Here is a 21587-nt window from a genome sequence, read left to right as displayed (position 1 = left end):
TTCTTTAATCTTCCGGACTTTACTGACTTTCCCGACTTTCGGACTTACTCAAAACAACTCAAATAACGCTTCAATCTCAACCGGGATATTATCAGGTAATGACCCCATTCCAACCGCGCTGCGAACGCCTATCCCGTTATCCTCGCCCCAAACTTTAGCAAATAATTCGCTGCAGCCATTAATAATAAATGGATGCTTTTCAAAATCGGGTTTACAATTAACCATCCCCAGTACTTTTATAACTCTTTTCACTTTGTTTAAGCTTCCAATATTGGCAGTTATGGTGGCCAATATTGCCAAACCAACCTGCCTTGCGGCCAGCTTGCCTTCTTCCGGTGTAAGCGCCTCTCCTATTCGCCCGATGATCAGGCTCCCGTCATCCTGAACAGTGCCATGGCCTGATACATATAAATATTTTCCATCAATTAAACAGGGCTTATAAACCCCAAGCGGTTTTGGCGCCGGCGGAAGGTTAAGACCCAGTGCGGCAAAATTTTGATCAGCTGTATTCATTTTTCTAAAAGGTGGTAATTAAAAACAAACATAAAAATAAAAAGCCGGGTATCTCACGCCCGGCTTTGATAAATCAAATAATCAACTATACTAAAACTTAACGGTTACGCCAATATTAATAACGTAATCAGCAAAAGCAGCATCGCCTTGTTTATAAACGCCTGTTGCTTCTGTTTGTCTTATATCAGCTACGCTTTGTGTGCGATCGCGGATTATAGCAATCGGTGCATAAGCGTATAATGAAACATTGTGAATCCGATAGTTTATACCTGGTTCGGCTGCTATTATATAACCTGGCCTTCTGTAACCATCGCTACCGCCAATAATATCATGGGTGGGCAAGCAATCATCACGTACGCCTAATGAAAAGTTAAATTTGTTAACAGCTAAGGTTGCGCCAAACCTTACCAGGTATTGATCAGGTACGCTAAATACATCAGCAGTATATGGCGAAGCAGTAGAAACTGCCGGCACAGCCGCTGTTGACTTAGGTACACTTACATTTTGCGGGCTGGTAAGGTGATAAAAGTTGCCATACACGCCAAATTTAGTGGTGAAATTATAGTAAGCATTTATTTCAGTAGTGATGCCTGTACCGCCATCGCCTAACTGGATAGATTGATCAACATACTTAAGTGTTCTTTCCCCTGTGGCCGGGTTTGTAAGGAAATAATCCTGTACATTGTAGTTGCCCGTAGCGAATTTGATCCCTACTCCAACTTGTATATTTCCTTTTGGAGCTTTTGCCGGATTAAATAACCAGTAATAACCCGAAACATTAATATCGCCCAAACCAAATGAATGGGTGCTAAACCTTGATCCGCTGGTTACTTGTGAGCGGCTGTTGTCTGCCATAGGGATATTTATGGATGCCGACCACCGGTTGTTAAATACACGGGTAAGGGTCATATCCTGAGTATACACTTTGTTAATTACGTTATTATGCAATACTAAACGCTGAAATTGTTCTTGTTTACCCACAAAATGCCTGAATGATTTATAATAGCGGCTGTTATTGTTAAAGATCCAGTAACTGTTGCTTGAATTTGTACTATCAGGATGTTCATTCATTATAGCAATACCGCCGGTGCTCCGGATGGCAACACAGCCCTGGGCAAAAGTATTTGTGTTTTTAAATAAAAGGAATAAGCAAATTGTTAAAATTGATTTAATTGTGATTCTCATGATTTTTTTCTGGTTGTTGATTGATTGAGTAATTTATTTTGATTGTTTGATTGGTTACGTTTTTTAATTCCCGGCACCGTCAGTTTTCCCTCTTTGCACAGCATACTGGCCAACCTTTGTACCCGTTGCAATGCCAGCGTCAATATCAGACCGGTAATGGATAGCTCCGTATAACCGCGATAATGAAGCCTCGTTAGCAAGATCATTAAACTTGCTGCCCCGATCAGGTAGTAAATAGGTTAATACTGTAGCGGCAGCAGCGCTAAAATTAGAGTGACCTGATGTATAAGCCGGAAAATTAGGAATGCCCGTTAAAGTTTTAATTTTAGGATTTGCCTGGGTTGGGCGTTGGTTAAAGTAAAAATACTTGGTATCCCAGCATACAATTGCCGCATCCATTTCAGCCATGTTTAATAAAGCAAAATTGCGGGCCCAGCGCACTTCGCTATAGTTTTGTTTTACAAACTCATCAGCTGCAATCGCATTCCAGTGTCCGGGTGGCGTATAAGTACCAACACCATCGGCCCAAAACTCAACTATAGCCTGGTGTTCGCGGGTTGGGTTTTCGCTATAGGTAAGTACTTCTGCAACTTCTTTCTTAAACGCATCTGATTTTGTTGGATTTGGGGGAGGTGGCCTCAAAGCTACAACGGTAAGCGTATCAAATAAAAACGGCAAAACTTTGCCAAATAATGGCAACATTGGCGGCCTTAACGGCGATTCCTGGCTTATCCAGAATTGCTCGCCCTTTGCAGCTGTTTGTGTCTGTAATTGTGTCCATAATACCTGGGTACCAATTGCTTTTCCTGCGCGGTCTGTTTTGGCGCGGGCGGTAAAAACATCAGCAACTTTAATACCCAGGGCTTCACCAGCCGTAATTTCACCTCTCACATTGGCTCCGGCCATTATGCGGTATAATTTTTCATCTGCGGCTTTTTGAGTTATATAATCTATGTCTGCAGGAAACAACAATTTCATTATCTCAACGGTAGCGCCTGCTACTACAGCATCTTCACTTGGGTATGATGGTAATGCAGACTTAGGAATAAGTGGGTTTATGCTTGTATCAAAAGTGTATGGCGCCGCACGATTATATATGTTTTTATAATGATAAGCGGTTACCAAAGCATCATATTGAGCAGCGCTTACATAAGCATAAGCACGAGCTGCGTATGGCGGGTTTGAAAAAGGGAATTGCGGATAAGCAAACGGATTAGCGGCACTTGGAAAAGGATAGGTACCGTCAGAATTTTGATATGGGGGTAAATTATGCTTTGCAACCAGGTCGCGCAAAATTTCATTCCACCTTAATACTGCACCGGCGCTCCAGTATTTAACTATTGCCTTTTGATCGTCGGTTAATTTGCCCTGGTATGATTTTATTTCATTTATGTCTGCCGCATAAGCTGCTGAATTGGTAGCATCGGGAGACGGCACGTTAAACACAGTGGGATCCTTTGCTAATACTGGTTTCCAGGTATCGGCGTTCAGATCAATATTTGCAGGGGCGAGTGCAGGGTATAAAGTGGTACGATCAATCACTGCTTTTTTACATGACCCTAAAAAAACGGATGCCATTAAAACTAACAGCAGCATTAAATAAAGTATTTGTCTTTTCATGGTTTATTTATTTAGTCTTTTTTGAAAAATCAAGGATATAATATACTGCGGCAAATAAATTGGTGCTTTGGCCAACATTTCTGCCACTAACCACATAATTACCACCAACAGTAAGCTCAAGGCCGGTTACATTTTCAAAGCTGTATTTTGCAAGGCCGCCAACCGTTGTCATGTTCATTTTGTTACTTGGAAAAGGCATATCGTTTTTGCGGATATCAAAACCGCCCTGTGTGGTGGTATTTGAAACAATACCTTCAATATTTAATTTAAGGCTGCGGTAACCGGCACTGAACAACAGGTTTGATACATTAGGCATATCAACCTGGTTACTGTATATTAAATGATCGGTATAGTAAGAGTTTCGGTCAATGGTTATATCGCTGCGTAATACATACTGACCTGCTCCTGCAACAAAAAACCTGCCTGTTTGGTAATTTAAAAGTCCGCGCAGCGATACCGACTTACTGTGTAAACCAATAGATACCGGTAAAAAATCGGCCTCATAATTAGTTAACGGAATTGATCCTTCGGCAATAGCATGGATACTGAAAAGACCTTTTCCAATTTCGCTGGTAAAAGCGAGGTATTTTAAAGCTACTGTTAAGTCCTGAACACCGCTTTGGCCTTTAAGCGTTCCCTGCGATGCATTTGTTTTAACATAGGGCGCCATTGCTATAACGTCAAGCTTATTGGTTATCCCATAGTTGCCCACAACCATAAATGAATTGGTCGACAGCGTGCCAATATTGGCATTATTGCGTTTAAAAGTTCCTTCCCAATAATTTTTCCAGTCGCTGTGGGTGTAAACTACGCCTGTGCAGAGGTAATTTTTGGGGATCATTAGTGCGTCGGCATCTGTCTGCGCACTCGCTGTTTTTGAGAGAAAAAAGAAACAGCATGCAACAAAACAATACCTGTAAAAATACAGGGGTAAAGATCTAATCATGGTTTTTAGTTAAGTGAATAAAAAGTAAAAAATGTAAGTGCTTAGTTGGATTAAAAACCCGGACAGGTAACATCAGCATTAAGAGAAACTGCTATAAACTTTAATTCAAAAGCAATAGTTAAATGTGCAATAAGCAAAAGCATAATGCAGCATTGTTTTACATATACAAATTGAATTTACAGCCTCTTTAAATAAGGCTGCTTAAAGTGTGTTATAAAGCAGTTTTAGCTGATAGAATTGGGTGGTTTACCCGGAGAGTCGATAAAAGGACTGTTTAGTTTAAAAGATACAGACTTGTCATTAGGTTTAAGCTGCGTTTCAAATTCCTGGTAATGGTATTTAAACGCCTGTAAATTATAGTCACTAAGGGTATTAACTTTTTTGAAGGATGCATCATGCCCTTTTTTAGTAAGCGGCACATCATTTATCTGGTTGGCTGTGATAATGTTTGCTTTTACAAGATGAGTTTTGACCGTATTGGGGATACAAACAAAATACATAGTATCGTGGGTCATTTTAAGCCGCACGTAGTTATAATATGCATCTTTTAGCTGGATCTGGCCCTGGATCACTTCATATTCTGTCCAATCCTGCACAGTGGGCATATTTACCGGAATTTTGATTTCAATAAGCTTTGCGTTGTCTATCTTATTATCAAAGATCTCCTTAACCATCTGCACATCCGATTTATGAATGTAATATTGAAACAGCAAGGTATATCCACCTATAGTAAACAGGTGAACACACAACATTACAATGGCAAATAACCGTTTCAATTAATCAGGTATAATTATGGTTTACTTCTAGGTAGTAAATGTATATAATATTTAGTTTAACAATGCAATATTTTTTTGAAATATTATTAAATTGGGTTAATATTTAGAAATATTCTATTTAACAATCATTTTTGTGCCTGCTATTAGTTCATTTTAGTTATGGGTATATTTGTACTGTACCCTATTAACAATAGTAAATGGACTTTTTAAAACAACCCTGGCCCTGGTATATTTCCGGTCCGCTCATAGGCCTCATAGTCCCCGTCCTTCTATTTGCAGGAAATAAGGCATTTGGCATATCGTCATCACTCCGGCATATTTGCGCCATTTGTATCCCGGCCAATATTTCATTTTTTAAATACGATTGGAAGAAAGAGGCCTGGAATCTTTTTTTTGTTGCCGGTATTATTATAGGAGGGTTTATAGCTGTACAACTTTTAAACGGACAGCACCATGTTAAAATTAGCCCTGCCACTGAAACCCTGTTAAAGCAGCAAGGTGTAAAAGATTTTACAGGCCTGTTACCGAATGATATTTTCAGCTTTCAGCAACTGTTAACTTTAAAGGGATTGGTTTTTATAATTATCGGCGGGTTCCTGGTTGGTTTTGGAACACGTTATGCAGGAGGCTGCACCTCAGGTCATGCTATAATGGGCATCTCAACACTGCAATGGCCATCTTTAATAGCTACCTGTTGCTTTATGACAGGCGGTTTAGTTATGACCTGGTTTATTTTACCCTACCTGATCCGTCTATAATGAGAAATGCTAAATATTTAATTGCCGGGGTGTTGTTCGGTATTGTACTGGTAAAATCCGAGGTTGTATCGTGGTTCCGCATCCAGGAAATGTTCAGGCTACAGGCATTTCACATGTATGGAATTATTGGCAGCGCTATTATTGTGGGTATGATCTCTGTTTTAATTATCAAGCGGTTTGAGCTTAAAACAATCACCGGGGAAGATATTACCATCCCAACAAAAAAGTTTCATTGGGGAAATGTTTATGGCGGATTGATATTTGGTTTGGGGTGGGCCATTACCGGCGCGTGCCCCGGGCCGTTATTTGCACAAATTGGCAGTGGTTTTTTAGTAACCATAGTTACCTTATTAAGTGCCATTGCAGGCACCTGGGTTTACGGCATGCTTCGCGAAAAGCTGCCTCATTAATAAATTAAATTACGATGGACGATTTTATTGCCGCAAGGTCGCAAATGGCCATATCATTAGGTTTTCACATCATATACTCATGTATCGGTATGGTGATGCCGGTTTTTATGGCCATCTCTCATTACAAATGGATAAAGACCGGTGAGCCTGTTTATAAGAATATAACACAGGCCTGGAGCAAAGGCGTTGCCATATTTTTTGCCACTGGTGCTGTATCAGGTACTATTTTATCGTTTGAGTTGGGTTTATTATGGCCTAAGTTTATGGAACATGCCGGGCCAATATTCGGGATGCCCTTTTCATTGGAAGGGGTGGCATTTTTTATTGAAGCTATTGCCTTAGGCTTTTTTTTGTATGGGTGGAACAGGTTTAACAAATGGTTCCACTGGTGCACCGGTGTAATGGTTGGCATTAGCGGAATTGCATCGGGCATTTTGGTGGTTTCGGCAAATTCATGGATGAACAGTCCTTCCGGGTTTGATTATGTTAATGGCCAATACCTTAATATCGACCCGATAAAAGCAATGTTTAATGGCTCCTGGTTTTCAGAAGCCCTGCACATGACAATTGCAGCATTTTCAGCAACCGGTTTTGCTGTTGCAGGCATTCACGCTTTAATGATAGCCAAAAAGCAGAACGTTCAGTTTCATACCAAAGCTTTTAAAATAGCCATAGTTTTTGGGGCTATTGCGGCCATATTACAACCTTTCAGTGGTGATATATCTGCAAAAAATGCCGCAGCAAAACAACCCGCCAAGCTGGCTGCAATGGAGGCTTATTTTCATACCCAACCTTATTCGCCGCTAACCATTGGCGGCATACCCGATACGGCGAATAAAAAAGTGAATTATGGTATTGAAATCCCCGGGCTGTTAAGTTTTTTAGTGTATGATAATTTTAAACAGCCGGTTAAAGCACTTGACACTATCCCCAAAGAAAATCAGCCGCCAATTACAGTTACCCATATTGCTTTTGAAATAATGATAGCTATTGGCTCAACAATGATGCTTATTGGCATCTTGTATTTTGTGGCGGTATGGAAAAAACGAAGCTGGCTTTCAAAAAAATGGTTCCTTAACCTGTTTATCCTCTCAACACCGTTTGGTTTTATAGCTGTTGAAGCTGGTTGGACGGTAACCGAAGTTGGCCGCCAACCCTGGATAATACAAGGCGTAATGCGCACCAGCGAGGCTGTTACACCAATGCCGGGGATCCAATATTCGTTTTATTTGTTCACCGCCGTTTATATTATTTTAAGTATAGCCGTAATATTATTATTAAAACGCCAGATAAAAATGGTTCCTGAACTTTACGACCGCAAATTTTAAAGCCTATGTTGTATGTAGTTATTTCGTTCCTGTTTTTGGCCATAGTTTTATATTTCCTGCTTGGCGGTGCTGATTTTGGCGCGGGAATAATTGAGCTTTTTACTTCCGAGAAAAACAAGCCGCGCACCCGTAAAACCAGCTACCAGGCTATTGGCCCCATCTGGGAAGCAAACCACATGTGGCTGATAATTGCAGTAGTAATAATGTTTGTTGCTTTCCCAACCATTTACAGTACCATGTGTACTTACCTTCATATTCCGCTGTTAATTATGCTATTGGGCATCACCGCGCGGGGTACCGCGTTTGCATTTAGAAACTATGACGCCATAAAAGGTGAAAACACGCAAAGAATCTATAACAAGGTATTTGTTTATTCCAGCTTTATAACGCCTTTGTTTTTGGGGATCATAGCAGGCAGCGCTATTTCAAGGCAGATCGACCTCCATGCTACGTCATTTTTAGATGCTTATATATTTAGCTGGTTAAATTATTTTTCTGTAACAGTTGGTTTATTTACAGTTGCTTTAAGCGGGTATCTTGCGGCCATTTACCTTATTGGCGAAGCAGATAACGACCATGATGTAAGGCGGTTTATTTTAAAAGCCAAGGCAATGAACATACTGGCAGTTGTGTTTGGGGGATTAGTTTTTATTGCTTCCGAAATTGAGCATATTCATCTTGCACATTGGATCTTTGGAAACCCTGTTAGCTTAACCGCTGTTATTGCAGCTTCCATTTCATTAGCAGCATCATGGATGCTGATCAATAAAGGCAAAAGAAAAATAATCCGTGTTGGGGCCGGCTTCCAGGTTACAATGATCCTCCTGGCCGTTGGATACATGCACTACCCTTATTTAGTAATGATAAAAGGCGGCCAAAATTTATCCCTGTTTGCCTATCATGCACCAGCAAAAACAATTGAAGTTTTAGCGCTCGGGCTCATGCTCGGAAGCTTGCTGATCCTTCCGTCCCTCTTTTATTTGTATTACAGTTTTCAAAAGAGAAATGAAGTTGTCTGAACCATGATTTATGGGATTAAAAGATTATCTTGATTATCCGCAAGAAATCTTTTAATCCTTAAATCAGGTAAATCATGGTTCAAAAACCATCCTACAGCCTCTTCACCTTTATGCTCCTGAAAAACACTTCATTACCATGATCCTGTAAAAGCAAATGTCCTTCTTTAGCTTCGCCAAAGTTTTTCCATACAACATATTTACTGGTGGCTACCAGGTCGCGGAATTCTTTTGAACCTCTTTCATACTCCAATACTTTTACCCCGTTTAAATAGTGTTCAACATGGTTGTTAGGATAAACAATTATCCGCCCTATATTCCATGCACCAATCGGGTGAACAAAACGTTCTTGCTTTTTGGCGGGGATCAAATCATATAATGATGAAAGGGTCCGGTCGCCATCTCTGCCAAGTTTGGCATCAGGGTGTAGTTTATCATCCAAAACCTGGTATTCCAGGCCTATGGCAGATCCTTTTGTAACTTCAGACAGTGTTACAAAATACTTTACACCGCTGTTTGCGCCGGGAGTCAGTTTAAATTCAAAAGAGAGATCAAACGCACTATATAAATCATCCGTAACCACATCTCCACCGCCTGACTCTTCTTTTCCTTCTGATGGTAAAACATGCATTACTCCGTTAGCATATTCCCAGCCTTTGTTCGGGAATGTTGCAATTGTTGCGCCATGCCAGCCTTTGGGTGTATGGCCGTCATATAATAACTTCCATCCCCCCGCTTTTTCATTTGCTGAGAGTGAGTTTGGGGTCAGGTTAACTGTATAAACATCTTTCGGGAATGGTGCTCTTTTAAGGTTTTGCGTTTGGATGCGAAGATTTTTAAAATAAACCTTTTTATTGGCTTGTTCTTCCTTGCTTACAGCATGTACCTGTAAACCAATAAAACCCTTGCTGTCTACAGTATCAACAACATCAGCTATAGCAACCCCATTTATCCAGGTACGCATTTCATTGCCAATACATTCAATGCGGATGTGGTTATATTCTCCCACTTTAAATACATCTTTAACCTTTGCATGCAGATCAAGCGGATATAACCAATCCCTGCGGCCCTCATCATAGATTCCTCCCGACCATTTACGATCTGACGGATCTATCTCAAACTGCCTTCCATATACTTTTCCTTTACCGTCGTTCCCGGCCGGGTCATAATGACTGCGGGTTTGAACGCCGGAATTGCTTAGCTTACTTTCAATTTTGGTATCCAGTTCCAAAATAAAATCGCCGTACTCCTTTTCAGTTACAAGGAACGTGTTGCCCGAGTTTAATACTGTAGTACCTACAATAGCGCCGTCTTCAACCTTGTAATCGGCAGTACCAGCCAGTCGTTTCCATCCTTTAAGTGTCTTGCCGTCAAACAAACCAGGTGTGCTTTGCGATTTGGCATTAAACGGATTAATGAAAGCTGCAAACAACAGGATAATTGCAGCATTAATAGTTAGTTTTTTCATGTTAGATATAGATATTGTGATTAATTCAATAAGCTTTTTTCGATTCCCCACCCTGGGGGTAGGTTCGCCACCATGCATCTGCGCCATATTTTAAACCTTTGGCGCCCATCCCTTTTCATATTCCCTGCTCCAAAGTTTCATAGCCTCCGGATCATTTAAAATATGTCCGTTTGATGGATTGATATGCAAAACCCTGTCAACCCTGTACGAGATATTTCCCAATTGCGGCAGCAGGGTTGATTTAAACCCGGTTTCAATTGGGCAATTCAGCTTTGCTGTCCCCTGTATGGTTTCAATAAAGTTTTTCATGTGTAAGCCATCCAGCGCTTCCGTCGGGCTTACTTTATTTGTAGCATCAACCACAGTAGCATCCTTTACTTCCCGTACCAACTTATTGTCTCCATCATAAATCTTGTAGCCATTTCCTCCTTCATAAAATAATGTTCCTTTATCCCCATAAAATATAACACCGCGGCCTAACCCTTCTATATTATAACCATTACAGCTTCTTCCCTCCCATTCGGCAGCTGTGTTATTTGGGAAATTGTAGAGGATATTTTGCGTATCGGGCGTTTGCCAGTCGTCTTTAAAATGGAACCGGCCACCTGTTGAAACCACTTTAGTCGGGAAATCAACATCTAAACCCCAGCGGATCACATCCAACTCATGGGTACCATTGTTTAAGGCTTCGCCTGTTCCCCAGTTCCAAAACCAATGCCAGTTGTAGTGGATCAGGTTATCCTGGTATGGCCTGCGCGGTGCGGGTCCCTGCCAAAGCTCATAATCAAGATTTGACGGAACAGCAACCTGTTTACCAATGCCTATACTACCCCGGTGATTGGTATACCAGCCTTTTGCATAATAGGTGCGGCCAATAACGCCATTATGCAGCTCTTTAACCATCCCCTGCACATTGTTGAACGAGCGGCGCTGACTGCCCATCTGTACCAGCCTGTTATATTTTTTTGAAGCGGCTACAGCCATTTCGCCTTCATGCGGGTTGTGACTGCAAGGTTTTTCAACATATACATGTTTGCCGGCCTGGCAAGCCATTATGGTAGCTGGTGCGTGCCAATGATCGGGGGCAGCTATAACAATCGCATCTACATCCTTTTTCTCCAGCAGTTTTCTTATATCGGTAAACCCTTCCGGCTTTTTCCCGGTACGTTTATAAATATCGGCAATGGTGCTTTCAACAACTTTCGAATCTACATCACACACAAACCCAATTTCGGTATTGGGTATTTTTGCAAAGTTTTGAGCAAGGTATAATCCCCTGCTATGGGTACCCATCATACCTACCACCACTTTTTCATTTGGCGATCCCTTAAAAAAACCGGCAGCCTTCCCCAAGTGTGGCGAAAGCAGAAAGCTTGTTCCGGCTACGGATGCGGTTTGAATGAATTTTCTTCTGTTGATCATAGTTATTTTATTAATGATTGCACTGATTTAAAAATGATTACACCGAAAAAAGAACTCTTTTTCTTTCGGACTTCCGGACTTTACTGACTTTCGGACTCTCTAATTCTCTAAAGCCGAATATACCAGCACTTTAAACTTATCGGTTAATTCTCCATGGGGATAGGGCCATTCCTGTACGAATAGCAGGCAGATCATGTGTTCCTTTGGGTCAGCCCAAAAAACAGTGCCATAGAAACCTCCCCAACTAAATGAACCCTCTGTTTCACCCAGTTTAGCCTGGCCATCCTTAGTGAAAACCTCAAAGCCCAAACCGAATTTGTTTCGCTCTAAATTCAAATTCAAATTTCCAATCTGGTTCATGGTCATTATTTCAACGGTATGCCTTGATAATAAACGATGACCATTGTACTCACCATTATTTAACATCATCTGTAAAAAAATGGCATAATCATGTATAGTTGAACTTAGGCCCGCACCCCCGGCGTAATAAGTGCCGGCCGTTATGGGATAATCCCAGTTTACACCCGGGAAAGTTTTTTCATCTGCCTTAACCAGGTGCTGCTGTTTGTCAGGGGTATAAACAGGTGTCAGTCTTGAATATTTTGATGGCGGCAAGTAAAAATAAGTGTCATTCATTCCTAAGGGCTGAAAAATTCTTTCTTTCAAAAACTGGTCGAGGCTTTTGCCGGATACCCTTTCAACCAAATAGCCCAGCACATCAATATTTAAACCATAGGTAAAACGCTCGCCGGGTTGATGTACCAGTGGCAGGGTGCCTAATTTGTTAATGGCATCGGCAAGCAATAACTTATCGTATACAAAACCCGCATAAATATTATTCTTTGCGTAAATAGCCTTCATGCTTGGCGAGCCAATCTGCGCATAATCAATACCCGACGTATGGGTAAGCAGGTCGCGGATTGTTATCTCCCTCCTGGCATTAATTGTTGTATAAGTGGAATCTTTCGGATTAAACTCAGCCAGTACTTTAGGGTGCGCGAATGAAGGGATGTATTTGGAGATAGGGTCATCAAGCAAAAACTTTCCTTCTTCAAAAAGCATCATTACGGCAACGCTGGTAATGGCTTTGGTTTGTGATGCTATCCGGAAGATCGCATCTGTTTGCATGGGAATCTTTTTCTCCGCATCCGCCTGGCCAAATGCTTTGTTATAAACTATCTTGCCGTTTCGGGCTATAAAAGCATCAGCGCCAACAACCCAGCCTGAATCAACATATTGCTTTATCAACTTATCAATCCGTTGAAGCCTTTCATCTGAGAATTTTTCTGCAACCGGGTTGCCAGGTTGTAATGTAACACCCTGAGAAAAGATGCTGCACGAAAAAAACAAAGCCGGTAATAACACAAACAGACTTTTATTAACCATAACGGTTTGGTTTACAAGGGTTATAATTCATATTAGGTCGACCAGCTTTTATAGGGAAAATAAAAATCTGTCATTGATACACTAATGTATGAACATTTGACTATAAGTTAATCAAGTCATCACAGGTTTGTTACAAATAAAACCCTTTAAAAAAATAACCTAATCCAACTCAATCAACCTAATCCAACCTAATCAACAAACCTTACACCCCTCCGAATATTGAAAAACCGCCGTCAACGCAAATCATTGAGCCTGTAACAAATGCCGATGCATCGCTTAACAACCAGACAATAGCGCCAATCAATTCATCAGGATGCCCAAATCTTTTAAATGGCGTGTTCCTTATTACTTTGGCGCCCCTGTCTGTATAACCACCTTCGGGCAGGGTTAATAAATTCCGGTTTTGTTCGGTAAGGAAAAAGCCGGGAGCAAGTGCATTCATCCTGATGGCATCTCCATAACGGTTAGCTAATTCAACAGCAAACCATTGGTTGTAACAATCAACAGCGGCCTTACCCATATTGTAACCCAATACTTTTGTAATGGCCCTTTTTGAGTTCATTGACGATATATTAACGATGCTGCCTTTCCCAGTTTTCGCAATGGCCTCGCCAAAGACTTGTGTTGGGTTTAGTGTTCCCCATAAGTTAAGGTCCAGCACCTCTTTCATCCCTTGCAGGTTCATACTAAAAATATCTTCTTCCGGCTGTAAAACACCTTGCGGCATATTACCACCTGCCCCGTTCACCAGCCCATCTACCCTGCCGAATGCTTCTAATATTTTATTTTTAGCAGCCACCAGTTCATCAATCTTCATAACATCGGCAACCAGGGCAATAGCTTTTCCGCCATTTGCATTAATATGTGCAGCTCTTTCTTCGGCAACTGCTTCGTTGCGACCCAATATGCCAACAGTGCCGCCGGCCTCAACTATGCCATTAACAAATGCATTTCCTAAAATACCGGTACCGCCGGTTACAACAATTACTTTTCCGCTTAATGAAAATTTATCAGCCATGTTTTTTAAGAGCCAGGAATCAAGAAGTCAAGATCCAAGGCATGTTTTTAAGTTAATATTTATGTTTAGTTTCTTAATTTTTCTAGTCCTAATTCTTGACTCTTGATTTCTTGATTCTCTCTACCTATCTTAACTCGCTTATTGAAATCACATCCATATCTGTATAATCCAGATTTTCGCCTGCCATACCCCATATAAAGTTATAATTACTGGTTCCGCTGCCGGAGTGAATGCTCCATGGGGGTGAAACAACGGCATCGTAGTTATTCATCATAATGTGCCGGGTTTCGTCACCTTCACCCATATAATGCACTATTTTTTGCCCTTCTGCCAAATCGAAATAAAAATAAACCTCCATCCGCCTATCATGCGTATGTGCAGGCATGGTGTTCCAAACGCTGCCGGGGTGCAAGATGGTCAGGCCCATCACTAATTGACAGCTTTTAATCCCTTCGGCATGAATGTATTTATTGATAGTACGCAGGTTAGCGGTTACCGCATTGCCCGCTTCAACTTTGGCCGCATCATTTATCCCCATAAAAGTTGTTGGATAAGCTGTATGTGCCGGGGCTGAGAGCAAATAAAATACGGCTGCATCTCTGTTGTTTTTACTGCTAAAAGTAACTTCCTTAACACCTTTGCCTATATATAAGCAATCAAACTTGTTCAGTTTATAAGCTTGTCCATCAGCTGTTACTGTTCCCTCACCGGCCACATTGATTATTCCTATTTCGCGTCGTTCCAAAAAACAATCAGCGCGCAGGTTGGGGTAATTCTCTAAAGTAAGCTGTTGGGTAACCGGGGTGGCTGTGCCTACAATCATGCGGTCATAATGTGTATAAACACAATTGATAGCCTCTTTTTGTACTGTATTATCTATTAAAAAACGTTCTCTTATTAATGATGTGTCGTAGGTTTTAAAATCTTCCGGATGTACACTATGTAAAACTTTCAAGGTTGTTTATTGGTTTGATATTATTGTTTGGTTGATAAAAATTAACCCATCTACTTAAACCCAAAGTTAATATTTACGATCTCAAAAAAAAGGTAAATTAGTTTTTGTAAAAAAAAGCTAATTTACATCCCATAAAACCTAAATAAAACTAAACACCTATTGTACAATGAAAAATTTAATCATTTATAAAAAATCACTGTTGCTCTTTGCCTTTTTAGGAATAACCAGCGCTGCCTTAGCCCAGAACATCTGGAATGAGAATACGGCAACAGCCTGGCTTAATAAAAAGGAATGGAAGAACGGGCTTAAACCTGAGATCCATTCATCGGTAAATAAAGTTGTATTTGCCGAACAATACCATAAAAACCAGGCTGCCTGGGATAAAGCATTCGCATTTTTACGCGATAGTGATCTCACTAAATTAAAACCTGGTAAATATCCGATAGATGGCACTAATGTTTTTGCCATAGTAACCGAAGCGCCTTCAAAAGAGTTTGAAAATTCCGCATGGGAGTCGCACCGCAACTACATCGATCTGCAACATGTTATAAAGGGCCAGGAAACCATTGGTGTGGCGCCTGTATCAAAAGCCACAGTTACTAAACCGTATAACGAGGCAAATGACAGCATCAATTACAATGCCGAGGGGCAATATTATATCGCAACTCCGGATCTATTTTTTCTGTTTTTCCCTGGGGATGCTCACCGCCCTAATATCAAAGTTGCAGGCTATGATGTGGTGAAGAAGATTGTGATAAAAATAAAAGTGGCGGGGTGAGGGGGAGGAGGTGAAAGCTGAAAGGTAAAAGGCGAAAGGTAATAACTTTAAGACTTACGAAGTTTTGAAAACTTCGTAAGTCCGGTCTCCACAAAACTTCGTAAGTCTGATCTCCACTTATTTAATCCTCAAAAAGACTGATCTCAATTGAATATCCTTTAACTATCTGCATTATTTTACTGCATTCAACAGGCGTGTTATTGCTTTGCACCCGCAGGATCCTGTCGCAATCCTCCAGATCGAAATTAAAATAAAAAGCCGGCAAATGTGACTGAAGCGCCTTCAATATTTTACCGGCCAGTCTTTTATTTTTCACGTTAGTTCTGAAGATCTCTACCATTATTAAGTGAATTTTATCCGGGTAAATAAAAGGCTACACTTTTACTGTCTTCCATTTTCCTTTTTTAAACAGGTAATAGCTTAATGCAGCAGCTACCACCTGCGATATAAGGATGGCGTAAAAAATAGCTCGTGGCTCTTTTATATAGTACTTGCTTAATACCCAGGCCAGCGGGATCTGGAACAGCCAAAATGCTATAAGGTTAACCACTGTTGGTGTACGGGTGTCTCCTGCACCATTAAAAGCATTCATCATTACCATTTCAATCCCAAAAAACACATAACCCAGGCTTACTATCCGTAACGACTGTATGGCATAATGCCTGGCCTGCGGGTCGCTGTTCATAAAATTCACTACCGGGGTGCCAAAAAGATAAAAGAATAAGCTTACGCAAAACATAAATATTACTGTGTAAAGCGTTGTTGTCCAAACACTTTGTTCCGCACGTTCCGGTTTACCTGCACCCAGGTTTTGCCCTGTTAAGGTGGCTGCAGCATTGCTCATGCCCCAGGCAGGCAGCAGGAAAAATATAAGCAACCGGATTGATACCTGGTAACCTGCCATGGCTGCTTCATGAAAGCCGGCCATCAGCCGCGCCAGGAAGATCCAGCTTGCTGAGCTCACCAGGAACTGGATAGTGCCGGTACTGCCTATTTTTACAATTTGCAGCAATAATTCCTTATGTGGCCTTAACTGGGCGGCATAAAAATGCAGTAGCCCTTTGCGAATGAATAAGCGGTATAGCTGGTACATAACACCTATTCCCCTGCCAACAGTGGTAGCAATAGCTGCTCCTTTTAGCCCAAGCGCCGGAACAGGCCCCCAGCCATAAATAAGTAAAGGACAGAGTATAATATTACAGATATTAGCTATCCAAAGGCTCCTCATAGCAATACTGGCGTCACCGGCCCCTCTAAAGATGCCATTGATCAGGAACAGCAGCATGATAACAATATTACCGCCAAACATTATGCGGGTGTAAACTATATTATCAGCAATCATTTTGTTATTTGCACCCATAAGGTGTAAAATTGATTCTGCCGAATAAACACCAGTAAGGGCTATAATTACAGAGACCACAACGGCAAAAAGAATGGTCTGTATGCCTGCATGCGCCGCCCCGTCGAGGTTTTTTTCACCTACCCTACGGGCAACCAGCGCAGTAGCTGCCATGCTTAAACCAATTGCTACTGAATAAACTAAACTCAAAACTGATTCTGTAAGGCCAACTGTTGCAACCGCTTCATTACCCAGTTTGCCTACAAAAAATATATCTACCACCGCAAAAACAGATTCCATCATCATTTCCATTATCATGGGAATGGCCAGCAGGAACACCGCCTTACGGATGCTTCCTGTTGTATAGTCCTGTTCGCTGCCGGCTATAGCCTGTTTTAATAAAAAGAAAAAGCGTTTAAAACTAAGGGAGGTAGATTTGTTTGTCATTATTATTTATTTGGTACTGCCAATTGCAGCATTTTGTTTTTTTAAGTGATAGATATAAGCCAGGGCAAAAAGGATAATGAATACAAACATAAAGCCCCATCCGCTTACCGGATCACCAACGCAAATACTCGAGTAAGTGGCCCAGATCAAATCAAAGGCAAAACCTGCATAAGCCCATTCCTTAAGGCGCGAAAAGCCGGGGACAACTATGGCAATAACCCCCAATACTTTAGCTACAGCCAGCAGTGAGGCAAAATACTCGGGATAACCTAAATGCTTGCTCATCAATTCCTTGGTTGCCGCCGGGTTCATAAAGGTTGATATGGCAGAAAATAGCATAAGGGCAGCTAACAGTCCGTTAAAAACCCAAAAAAGAATGTTAATTTTTTTCATCGTGATTTTTTTTAATTGGTGATTGTAATTTATAATAATAAGTTCAATAATAGTTACTCAAATAAGCTTTTGATAAATATTTTTTAACTGATGCGTATGTCTTTGGGTATGACAAATTATAAAGGATATTGCCTCTTGCCTTGTTAAATAACCATATACCGGCAACTCAAAAGCCATACAAGTTTTTGTCAGGTCAAGTGTTTCAGTTGCATTATTAACTTTTTCTCTGATGTTTTTCAAATCCGAAAGCAATTCATTCTTATCATAACTTTTAGCTTCCGGTTTAATAAAATCCGGAGTGGTCATTTTGATATCAAAGTTCAGGAAGTCGTTTTTTATTTTCGGTATAACTTCATCGGGCTTTCTTTCGGTATCTTTAACTGGCCCCCTTAATATATCTGCAAACCCTGAGTTTGCTTTAATCATGTGTTGAGCCAGTTGCCCGGCGGTCCAGCTTCCTTCAAACGGAACAGTATTAATTTGCTCCTGTTCAAATTTTGAAAGCAGTGCTATAAGTCCGCTCAATGCCTCATTAGCTTCTTTTGCAATTTCCTGTGTTTTCATAGGTTTGTTTTTAACTTAAGTGTACTTTAGTAAATATTGCCTTATATCCCAATTCTTCTCCATTTTGTTTCCAGTGCCAATTGCCGCTGATGGTATTACCATTATTGCTGTATTTTCCATTAAAATCGCCTTTAATGCCGGGCATGTCAATGGATACAATATGATCTGTTTCGTTTATCTTATAGGTATATTCCAATACTTTGCCGTCATCGTCAAAATAGTGCGATCTTAAAACTCCCTTTTCTTCATCGTACCCGATAAATTCAAGCCCCTTTGCCCCTTCAAGATCAACATATTGCACTAAAAAAAAGCCACCTTCCATCCAACTGTAACTAACCTGACCACATACTTCGCCAGATACATTCCAGATCCCGACTAACTTGTCAAGCTTTTTAAGCTCCGGATTGGGTTTCGGCTTTTTTTTTATGATCATTTTAGCTTTCCAGGATATTTTTCAGGTTATTCAGACTTGTTCCCATGTCCTTACTAAGCATACCGGGTATAATCAAATTCATAATGTTCATGGGATATGGGTTTTTGCCATTCATTGCCCATTGTACGCTTGTTTGTTTTTCCGACACCGCCCTGGTTTCCATAAAAACATCAGCCACGTTTTTAAAAGGCCTCTCAAACCTCACCACGCTGTCAATCCGGGCGTTGCCACTAATGCTTTTTATTTCCTGTTCACCTTTCCCTACGTTTTTATTTTCACTGTCCCAGGTGTAAATAAATCCAACTGTTCCGTCTGTTCCAATGTAATCCATTTTGGCATCAGGGTCCATCATTGCCCATTTGTTAAAATTCTTTTGGTTTTTAAGTAGTTTGATGTAATCAAACACGTCCCTGCTGTTCTTATCAATAATTACCTCTTGCTGAACGGTGTATTCTTTTTTTATCAGGGCAGCTACTATTAAAAACAAAACAACCAGGGCTGCAATAATTATAAGTATGGTTAATAAAATATTCATGGCTTATTGATTTTCGTTTTTATATTGTTTGTGATTGAACAATACAAACATACAGCGCATAAAACATTTACGAAGGTGCCAAGCATGACAATGTAAGGGGGGGATTATGACAATCACGCCTGCGTAAAAAAACTCCTTTTCAAGCAACGAAAAGGAGAATCGCCCACCCTTCCGCTTTCGCTAACATTAATAGTTTTATCTTTGCTGCATGCACAAGGCACTGTTAAAATTACTTTTAGCGCTTTTTCTATTTTCTGTAATAGATCAGGAGGCTTACAGTGCACCTGAATATTATAATAACCCTGGTGCTGATTATTACCAAACCGGCATTAAGATTCAGGCACATGCCCTTTCATTAGAAAAGATTGTTCATCAGGGTGTTATTACGCACCCCACCTATGGATCTGTCAAACCTTTATGGGTTGGGAATTCCGATCTCTCAGGAAGCGAACTTACGCTTGCATGCCATACATTATTCCTTCAAAACAGGCTGCATATTATTCACAGGCAGCAATTTGTCCGATCATTATTATTCCCGTATCATTTTTTTGGGTAAAATTTATGTTTATTAATCGTTTAGTTAAGGAAAACACAAAATAATACTTCCCACAAAGTATTTTAGCCCCACCCGACCCTCCCCGGAAGGGAGGGCTTTAAAAAGAGCGAAGCTAAAGTCTCCCCTACCGGTGGAGATTTAGAGGGGGCTTAATTATTAGGGTTTCCACTAAACGACTTTGAATTAAACATACTAAAGCGTAAAACACGCTGAATATTCACCTTTAAAATTAAAAAAATGACTCATACCATTGAGAATAGCCTCATTACGGCTATTCTGTGCATTATTATATTTATTCCAATTTACCTGGCTGTAAGAAGCGCCCGCATTAAGAAAACTAAAAAGATCAGTAACGAACTGTCATTGATAGAAAAGGATCTTGACCTGGCATTACAAGCAATTGAACAGTTTGATTCTTTTGTTTTAGCGATAGACAGGGGCAAAAAAATCATTATAAAAATGGACTTGAAAGATTACAGCCCCCAACTTATAAACCTTAAGAGTATAACTGATTGTACACTAGTGGAAAAAAGACGAGGTGCAGCAATCAACCAACTGCAATTGGTTTTAATTGGCAAAGATCAGCAAGCACTTCACACTATTATTTTTTATCAGCAGTACGTTGATAACGAGGGGCGGCTTAAAAGAAATATCCGGTTAGCCGCTCAATGGGAAGTAATGATCAAGGCGATAATTTAATTTGTTTGGATAACGGCTCTTTCAATTAATCGGAAGAGCCGTTAAATACTACTTAATCTTGTAAAAGATCAGTGTTAAAGCGTTAAGCCGTAATTTTTTGATAATTTTAAAACATCACTAATCAATATATGAAAAGAAGCAGATTCAAACTTCGAAAAGAAATAACTAACGTATTACTTATTATAACAGGCATATTTAGCGCTGCATTTGGGTTGAAGGGCTTTTTGATCCCAAATGAATTTATTGATGGTGGTGTAACGGGGATCTCACTGTTGATCAGCTCAATAACCGGCTGGCCGATATCCATTTTAATTATAGTTATAAATATCCCCTTTATATGGCTGGGGTATAAGCGGATAAATAAACTATACGCAGTTAAAACATTAATTGCCATTTTTATTCTATCCCTTGTATTATACTTTATAAATTTCCCACATGTTACCAATGACAAACTGCTTACAGCGGTATTTGGTGGCTTTTTCCTTGGCACGGGAATAGGTTTAGCCATGCGCGGCGGCTGTGTGATTGATGGAACGGAATTACTGGCGGTGTATATTAATCCAAAATCTTTTTTATCTGTAGGGCAAATAATCCTTGCAATAAATATTGGCATATTTGGGGTTGCTGCATTTGTTTTAGGGATCCAGTCTGCCTTATATTCTATCCTTACCTATCTTGCTGCTTCACAAACCATCAACTATATTATACAGGGTTTTGACGAGTATACAGCCGTTACTATCATATCACCTAAAAGTGAATTGATAAAAAACGTGATCATCAGGCAATTGCACCGGGGGGTTACTGTTTACAAAGGCGAGCGTGGCTTTGGAAAAAATGTAATTGAAGATAAAAATATAGATATCCTGTACGTTGTTATAACACGGCTTGACGTATCACGCCTGGTAAGCACCGTACAACAGGTTGACCCCAACGCGTTTATTATTACGCATTCGGTATCTGAAGTTAAAGGCGGGTTGATTAAACGTCACGTTTTATCGCACTGATTTCTATTTTTTTATATTCATTAGTTTTACATTTTTCA

24 protein-coding genes are annotated in these 21587 nt (G+C 40.4%); 8 read left to right on the top strand and 16 right to left on the bottom strand.

Going from position 1 to position 21587, the window contains the following annotated elements; genetic code table 11:
* Positions 1-48: 48 nt before the first annotated feature.
* From BUE31_RS01370 to BUE31_RS01350, 5 genes are all read right to left on the bottom strand, one after another.
* Positions 49-513, bottom strand: coding sequence for a RidA family protein (locus BUE31_RS01370; RefSeq protein ID WP_073399533.1), 465 nt, complete (start codon positions 511-513; stop codon positions 49-51).
* Positions 514-603: 90 nt separating this feature from the next.
* Positions 604-1698 carry a hypothetical protein gene (locus BUE31_RS01365; RefSeq protein WP_200801844.1) on the bottom strand — a complete coding sequence of 365 codons (1095 nt, stop codon included), beginning with the start codon at positions 1696-1698 and terminating at the stop codon, positions 604-606.
* A 63-nt stretch (positions 1699-1761) separates the two neighbouring features.
* Positions 1762-3318 (bottom strand): vanadium-dependent haloperoxidase, encoded by a 1557-nt coding sequence (locus tag BUE31_RS01360; RefSeq protein WP_073399531.1) that lies wholly within the window; start codon positions 3316-3318, stop codon positions 1762-1764.
* Between the two features lie 7 nt (positions 3319-3325).
* Entirely contained in the window at positions 3326-4264 is a 939-nt protein-coding gene (locus BUE31_RS01355; RefSeq protein WP_083619220.1) for a transporter, read from the bottom strand.
* 224 nt (positions 4265-4488) lie between these two features.
* A complete protein-coding gene (locus tag BUE31_RS01350; protein WP_143167002.1) occupies positions 4489-5040 on the bottom strand; it encodes a hypothetical protein in 552 nt (183 codons plus the stop codon).
* Between the two features lie 197 nt (positions 5041-5237).
* Here BUE31_RS01350 and BUE31_RS01345 point away from each other — a divergent pair, with 197 nt between their 5' ends.
* The 4 genes from BUE31_RS01345 to BUE31_RS01330 are packed head-to-tail and all read left to right on the top strand — an operon-like array spanning position 5238 to position 8555.
* Positions 5238-5798, top strand: a complete 561-nt coding sequence (locus tag BUE31_RS01345) for a YeeE/YedE family protein (protein ID WP_073399526.1) — start codon at positions 5238-5240, stop codon at positions 5796-5798.
* Positions 5798-6208: a DUF6691 family protein gene (locus tag BUE31_RS01340; protein WP_200801843.1), complete on the top strand. Its 411-nt coding sequence runs from the start codon at positions 5798-5800 to the stop codon at positions 6206-6208. Before BUE31_RS01345 ends, BUE31_RS01340 begins: the two co-directional genes overlap by 1 nt.
* Before the next feature lie 14 nt (positions 6209-6222).
* A complete protein-coding gene (locus BUE31_RS01335) occupies positions 6223-7536 on the top strand; it encodes a cytochrome ubiquinol oxidase subunit I (protein ID WP_073399524.1) in 1314 nt (437 codons plus the stop codon).
* Positions 7537-7541: 5 nt separating this feature from the next.
* Positions 7542-8555, top strand: a complete 1014-nt coding sequence (locus BUE31_RS01330; RefSeq protein ID WP_073399522.1) for a cytochrome d ubiquinol oxidase subunit II — start codon at positions 7542-7544, stop codon at positions 8553-8555.
* A gap of 91 nt (positions 8556-8646) precedes the next feature.
* Here BUE31_RS01330 and BUE31_RS01325 read toward each other — a convergent pair whose 3' ends face one another.
* The 5 genes from BUE31_RS01325 to kduI form a co-directional block, all read right to left on the bottom strand.
* Entirely contained in the window at positions 8647-10020 is a 1374-nt protein-coding gene (locus BUE31_RS01325) for a 3-keto-disaccharide hydrolase (protein ID WP_073401555.1), read from the bottom strand.
* A 90-nt stretch (positions 10021-10110) separates the two neighbouring features.
* On the bottom strand, positions 10111-11442 hold the full coding sequence (locus tag BUE31_RS01320) for a Gfo/Idh/MocA family protein (RefSeq protein WP_073399520.1): 1332 nt from the start codon (positions 11440-11442) through the stop codon (positions 10111-10113).
* Between the two features lie 99 nt (positions 11443-11541).
* On the bottom strand, positions 11542-12828 hold the full coding sequence (locus BUE31_RS01315) for a serine hydrolase domain-containing protein (RefSeq protein ID WP_073399518.1): 1287 nt from the start codon (positions 12826-12828) through the stop codon (positions 11542-11544).
* A gap of 202 nt (positions 12829-13030) precedes the next feature.
* Positions 13031-13846: an SDR family oxidoreductase gene (locus tag BUE31_RS01310; RefSeq protein WP_073399516.1), complete on the bottom strand. Its 816-nt coding sequence runs from the start codon at positions 13844-13846 to the stop codon at positions 13031-13033.
* A gap of 124 nt (positions 13847-13970) precedes the next feature.
* Positions 13971-14801, bottom strand: coding sequence for a 5-dehydro-4-deoxy-D-glucuronate isomerase (gene kduI, locus BUE31_RS01305; protein WP_073399514.1), 831 nt, complete (start codon positions 14799-14801; stop codon positions 13971-13973).
* A 166-nt stretch (positions 14802-14967) separates the two neighbouring features.
* Between kduI and BUE31_RS01300 the strand changes: the two genes are divergently transcribed.
* The gene (locus tag BUE31_RS01300; RefSeq protein WP_073399512.1) at positions 14968-15579 is read left to right on the top strand and encodes a NanQ anomerase/TabA/YiaL family protein; all 612 of its coding nucleotides are present in this window, start codon (positions 14968-14970) and stop codon (positions 15577-15579) included.
* A 121-nt stretch (positions 15580-15700) separates the two neighbouring features.
* Here BUE31_RS01300 and BUE31_RS01295 read toward each other — a convergent pair whose 3' ends face one another.
* The 6 genes from BUE31_RS01295 to BUE31_RS01270 are packed head-to-tail and all read right to left on the bottom strand — an operon-like array spanning position 15701 to position 19290.
* The gene (locus BUE31_RS01295; protein WP_073399510.1) at positions 15701-15919 is read right to left on the bottom strand and encodes a hypothetical protein; all 219 of its coding nucleotides are present in this window, start codon (positions 15917-15919) and stop codon (positions 15701-15703) included.
* Between the two features lie 33 nt (positions 15920-15952).
* Positions 15953-17365 carry an MATE family efflux transporter gene (locus BUE31_RS01290; protein ID WP_073399509.1) on the bottom strand — a complete coding sequence of 471 codons (1413 nt, stop codon included), beginning with the start codon at positions 17363-17365 and terminating at the stop codon, positions 15953-15955.
* A gap of 6 nt (positions 17366-17371) precedes the next feature.
* Complete coding sequence (locus BUE31_RS01285; protein ID WP_073399507.1) at positions 17372-17758, bottom strand: DoxX family protein; 387 nt, start codon at positions 17756-17758, stop codon at positions 17372-17374.
* 57 nt (positions 17759-17815) lie between these two features.
* Positions 17816-18322 carry a DinB family protein gene (locus tag BUE31_RS01280; protein WP_073399505.1) on the bottom strand — a complete coding sequence of 169 codons (507 nt, stop codon included), beginning with the start codon at positions 18320-18322 and terminating at the stop codon, positions 17816-17818.
* 10 nt (positions 18323-18332) lie between these two features.
* Positions 18333-18755 (bottom strand): hypothetical protein, encoded by a 423-nt coding sequence (locus BUE31_RS01275; protein WP_073399503.1) that lies wholly within the window; start codon positions 18753-18755, stop codon positions 18333-18335.
* A 1-nt stretch (position 18756) separates the two neighbouring features.
* Complete coding sequence (locus BUE31_RS01270; protein ID WP_073399501.1) at positions 18757-19290, bottom strand: SRPBCC family protein; 534 nt, start codon at positions 19288-19290, stop codon at positions 18757-18759.
* A 208-nt stretch (positions 19291-19498) separates the two neighbouring features.
* Between BUE31_RS01270 and BUE31_RS01265 the strand changes: the two genes are divergently transcribed.
* From BUE31_RS01265 to BUE31_RS01255, 3 genes are all read left to right on the top strand, one after another.
* Positions 19499-19846, top strand: coding sequence for a hypothetical protein (locus tag BUE31_RS01265; protein WP_073399499.1), 348 nt, complete (start codon positions 19499-19501; stop codon positions 19844-19846).
* 237 nt (positions 19847-20083) lie between these two features.
* Entirely contained in the window at positions 20084-20545 is a 462-nt protein-coding gene (locus tag BUE31_RS01260; RefSeq protein WP_073399498.1) for a hypothetical protein, read from the top strand.
* Between the two features lie 128 nt (positions 20546-20673).
* On the top strand, positions 20674-21549 hold the full coding sequence (locus BUE31_RS01255) for a YitT family protein (RefSeq protein WP_073399496.1): 876 nt from the start codon (positions 20674-20676) through the stop codon (positions 21547-21549).
* Positions 21550-21587: the final 38 nt, after the last annotated feature.

The sequence above is a fragment of the Mucilaginibacter sp. OK098 genome, from assembly GCF_900142915.1.
In the GTDB taxonomy this organism is placed as follows: domain Bacteria; phylum Bacteroidota; class Bacteroidia; order Sphingobacteriales; family Sphingobacteriaceae; genus Mucilaginibacter.
This window is presented reverse-complemented; position numbering and strand designations above follow the sequence as displayed.

Excerpts from the sequence above, each read along its gene's own strand:
- BUE31_RS01255 (WP_073399496.1), top strand. The coding sequence starts at position 20,674 with ATGAAAAGAAGCAGATTCAAACTTCGAAAAGAAATAACTAACGTATTA.
- BUE31_RS01345 (WP_073399526.1), top strand. The coding sequence starts at position 5,238 with ATGGACTTTTTAAAACAACCCTGGCCCTGGTATATTTCCGGTCCGCTC.
- BUE31_RS01290 (WP_073399509.1), bottom strand. The coding sequence starts at position 17,365 with ATGACAAACAAATCTACCTCCCTTAGTTTTAAACGCTTTTTCTTTTTA.
- BUE31_RS01295 (WP_073399510.1), bottom strand. The coding sequence starts at position 15,919 with ATGGTAGAGATCTTCAGAACTAACGTGAAAAATAAAAGACTGGCCGGT.
- BUE31_RS01300 (WP_073399512.1), top strand. The coding sequence starts at position 14,968 with ATGAAAAATTTAATCATTTATAAAAAATCACTGTTGCTCTTTGCCTTT.
- BUE31_RS01360 (WP_073399531.1), bottom strand. The coding sequence starts at position 3,318 with ATGAAAAGACAAATACTTTATTTAATGCTGCTGTTAGTTTTAATGGCA.
- BUE31_RS01340 (WP_200801843.1), top strand. The coding sequence starts at position 5,798 with ATGAGAAATGCTAAATATTTAATTGCCGGGGTGTTGTTCGGTATTGTA.
- BUE31_RS01315 (WP_073399518.1), bottom strand. The coding sequence starts at position 12,828 with ATGGTTAATAAAAGTCTGTTTGTGTTATTACCGGCTTTGTTTTTTTCG.
- BUE31_RS01325 (WP_073401555.1), bottom strand. The coding sequence starts at position 10,020 with ATGAAAAAACTAACTATTAATGCTGCAATTATCCTGTTGTTTGCAGCT.
- BUE31_RS01370 (WP_073399533.1), bottom strand. The coding sequence starts at position 513 with ATGAATACAGCTGATCAAAATTTTGCCGCACTGGGTCTTAACCTTCCG.
- BUE31_RS01335 (WP_073399524.1), top strand. The coding sequence starts at position 6,223 with ATGGACGATTTTATTGCCGCAAGGTCGCAAATGGCCATATCATTAGGT.
- BUE31_RS01330 (WP_073399522.1), top strand. The coding sequence starts at position 7,542 with ATGTTGTATGTAGTTATTTCGTTCCTGTTTTTGGCCATAGTTTTATAT.
- BUE31_RS01280 (WP_073399505.1), bottom strand. The coding sequence starts at position 18,322 with ATGAAAACACAGGAAATTGCAAAAGAAGCTAATGAGGCATTGAGCGGA.
- BUE31_RS01275 (WP_073399503.1), bottom strand. The coding sequence starts at position 18,755 with ATGATCATAAAAAAAAAGCCGAAACCCAATCCGGAGCTTAAAAAGCTT.
- BUE31_RS01365 (WP_200801844.1), bottom strand. The coding sequence starts at position 1,698 with ATGAGAATCACAATTAAATCAATTTTAACAATTTGCTTATTCCTTTTA.
- BUE31_RS01260 (WP_073399498.1), top strand. The coding sequence starts at position 20,084 with ATGACTCATACCATTGAGAATAGCCTCATTACGGCTATTCTGTGCATT.
- BUE31_RS01320 (WP_073399520.1), bottom strand. The coding sequence starts at position 11,442 with ATGATCAACAGAAGAAAATTCATTCAAACCGCATCCGTAGCCGGAACA.
- BUE31_RS01355 (WP_083619220.1), bottom strand. The coding sequence starts at position 4,264 with ATGATTAGATCTTTACCCCTGTATTTTTACAGGTATTGTTTTGTTGCA.
- BUE31_RS01310 (WP_073399516.1), bottom strand. The coding sequence starts at position 13,846 with ATGGCTGATAAATTTTCATTAAGCGGAAAAGTAATTGTTGTAACCGGC.
- BUE31_RS01270 (WP_073399501.1), bottom strand. The coding sequence starts at position 19,290 with ATGAATATTTTATTAACCATACTTATAATTATTGCAGCCCTGGTTGTT.
- BUE31_RS01285 (WP_073399507.1), bottom strand. The coding sequence starts at position 17,758 with ATGAAAAAAATTAACATTCTTTTTTGGGTTTTTAACGGACTGTTAGCT.
- BUE31_RS01265 (WP_073399499.1), top strand. The coding sequence starts at position 19,499 with ATGCACAAGGCACTGTTAAAATTACTTTTAGCGCTTTTTCTATTTTCT.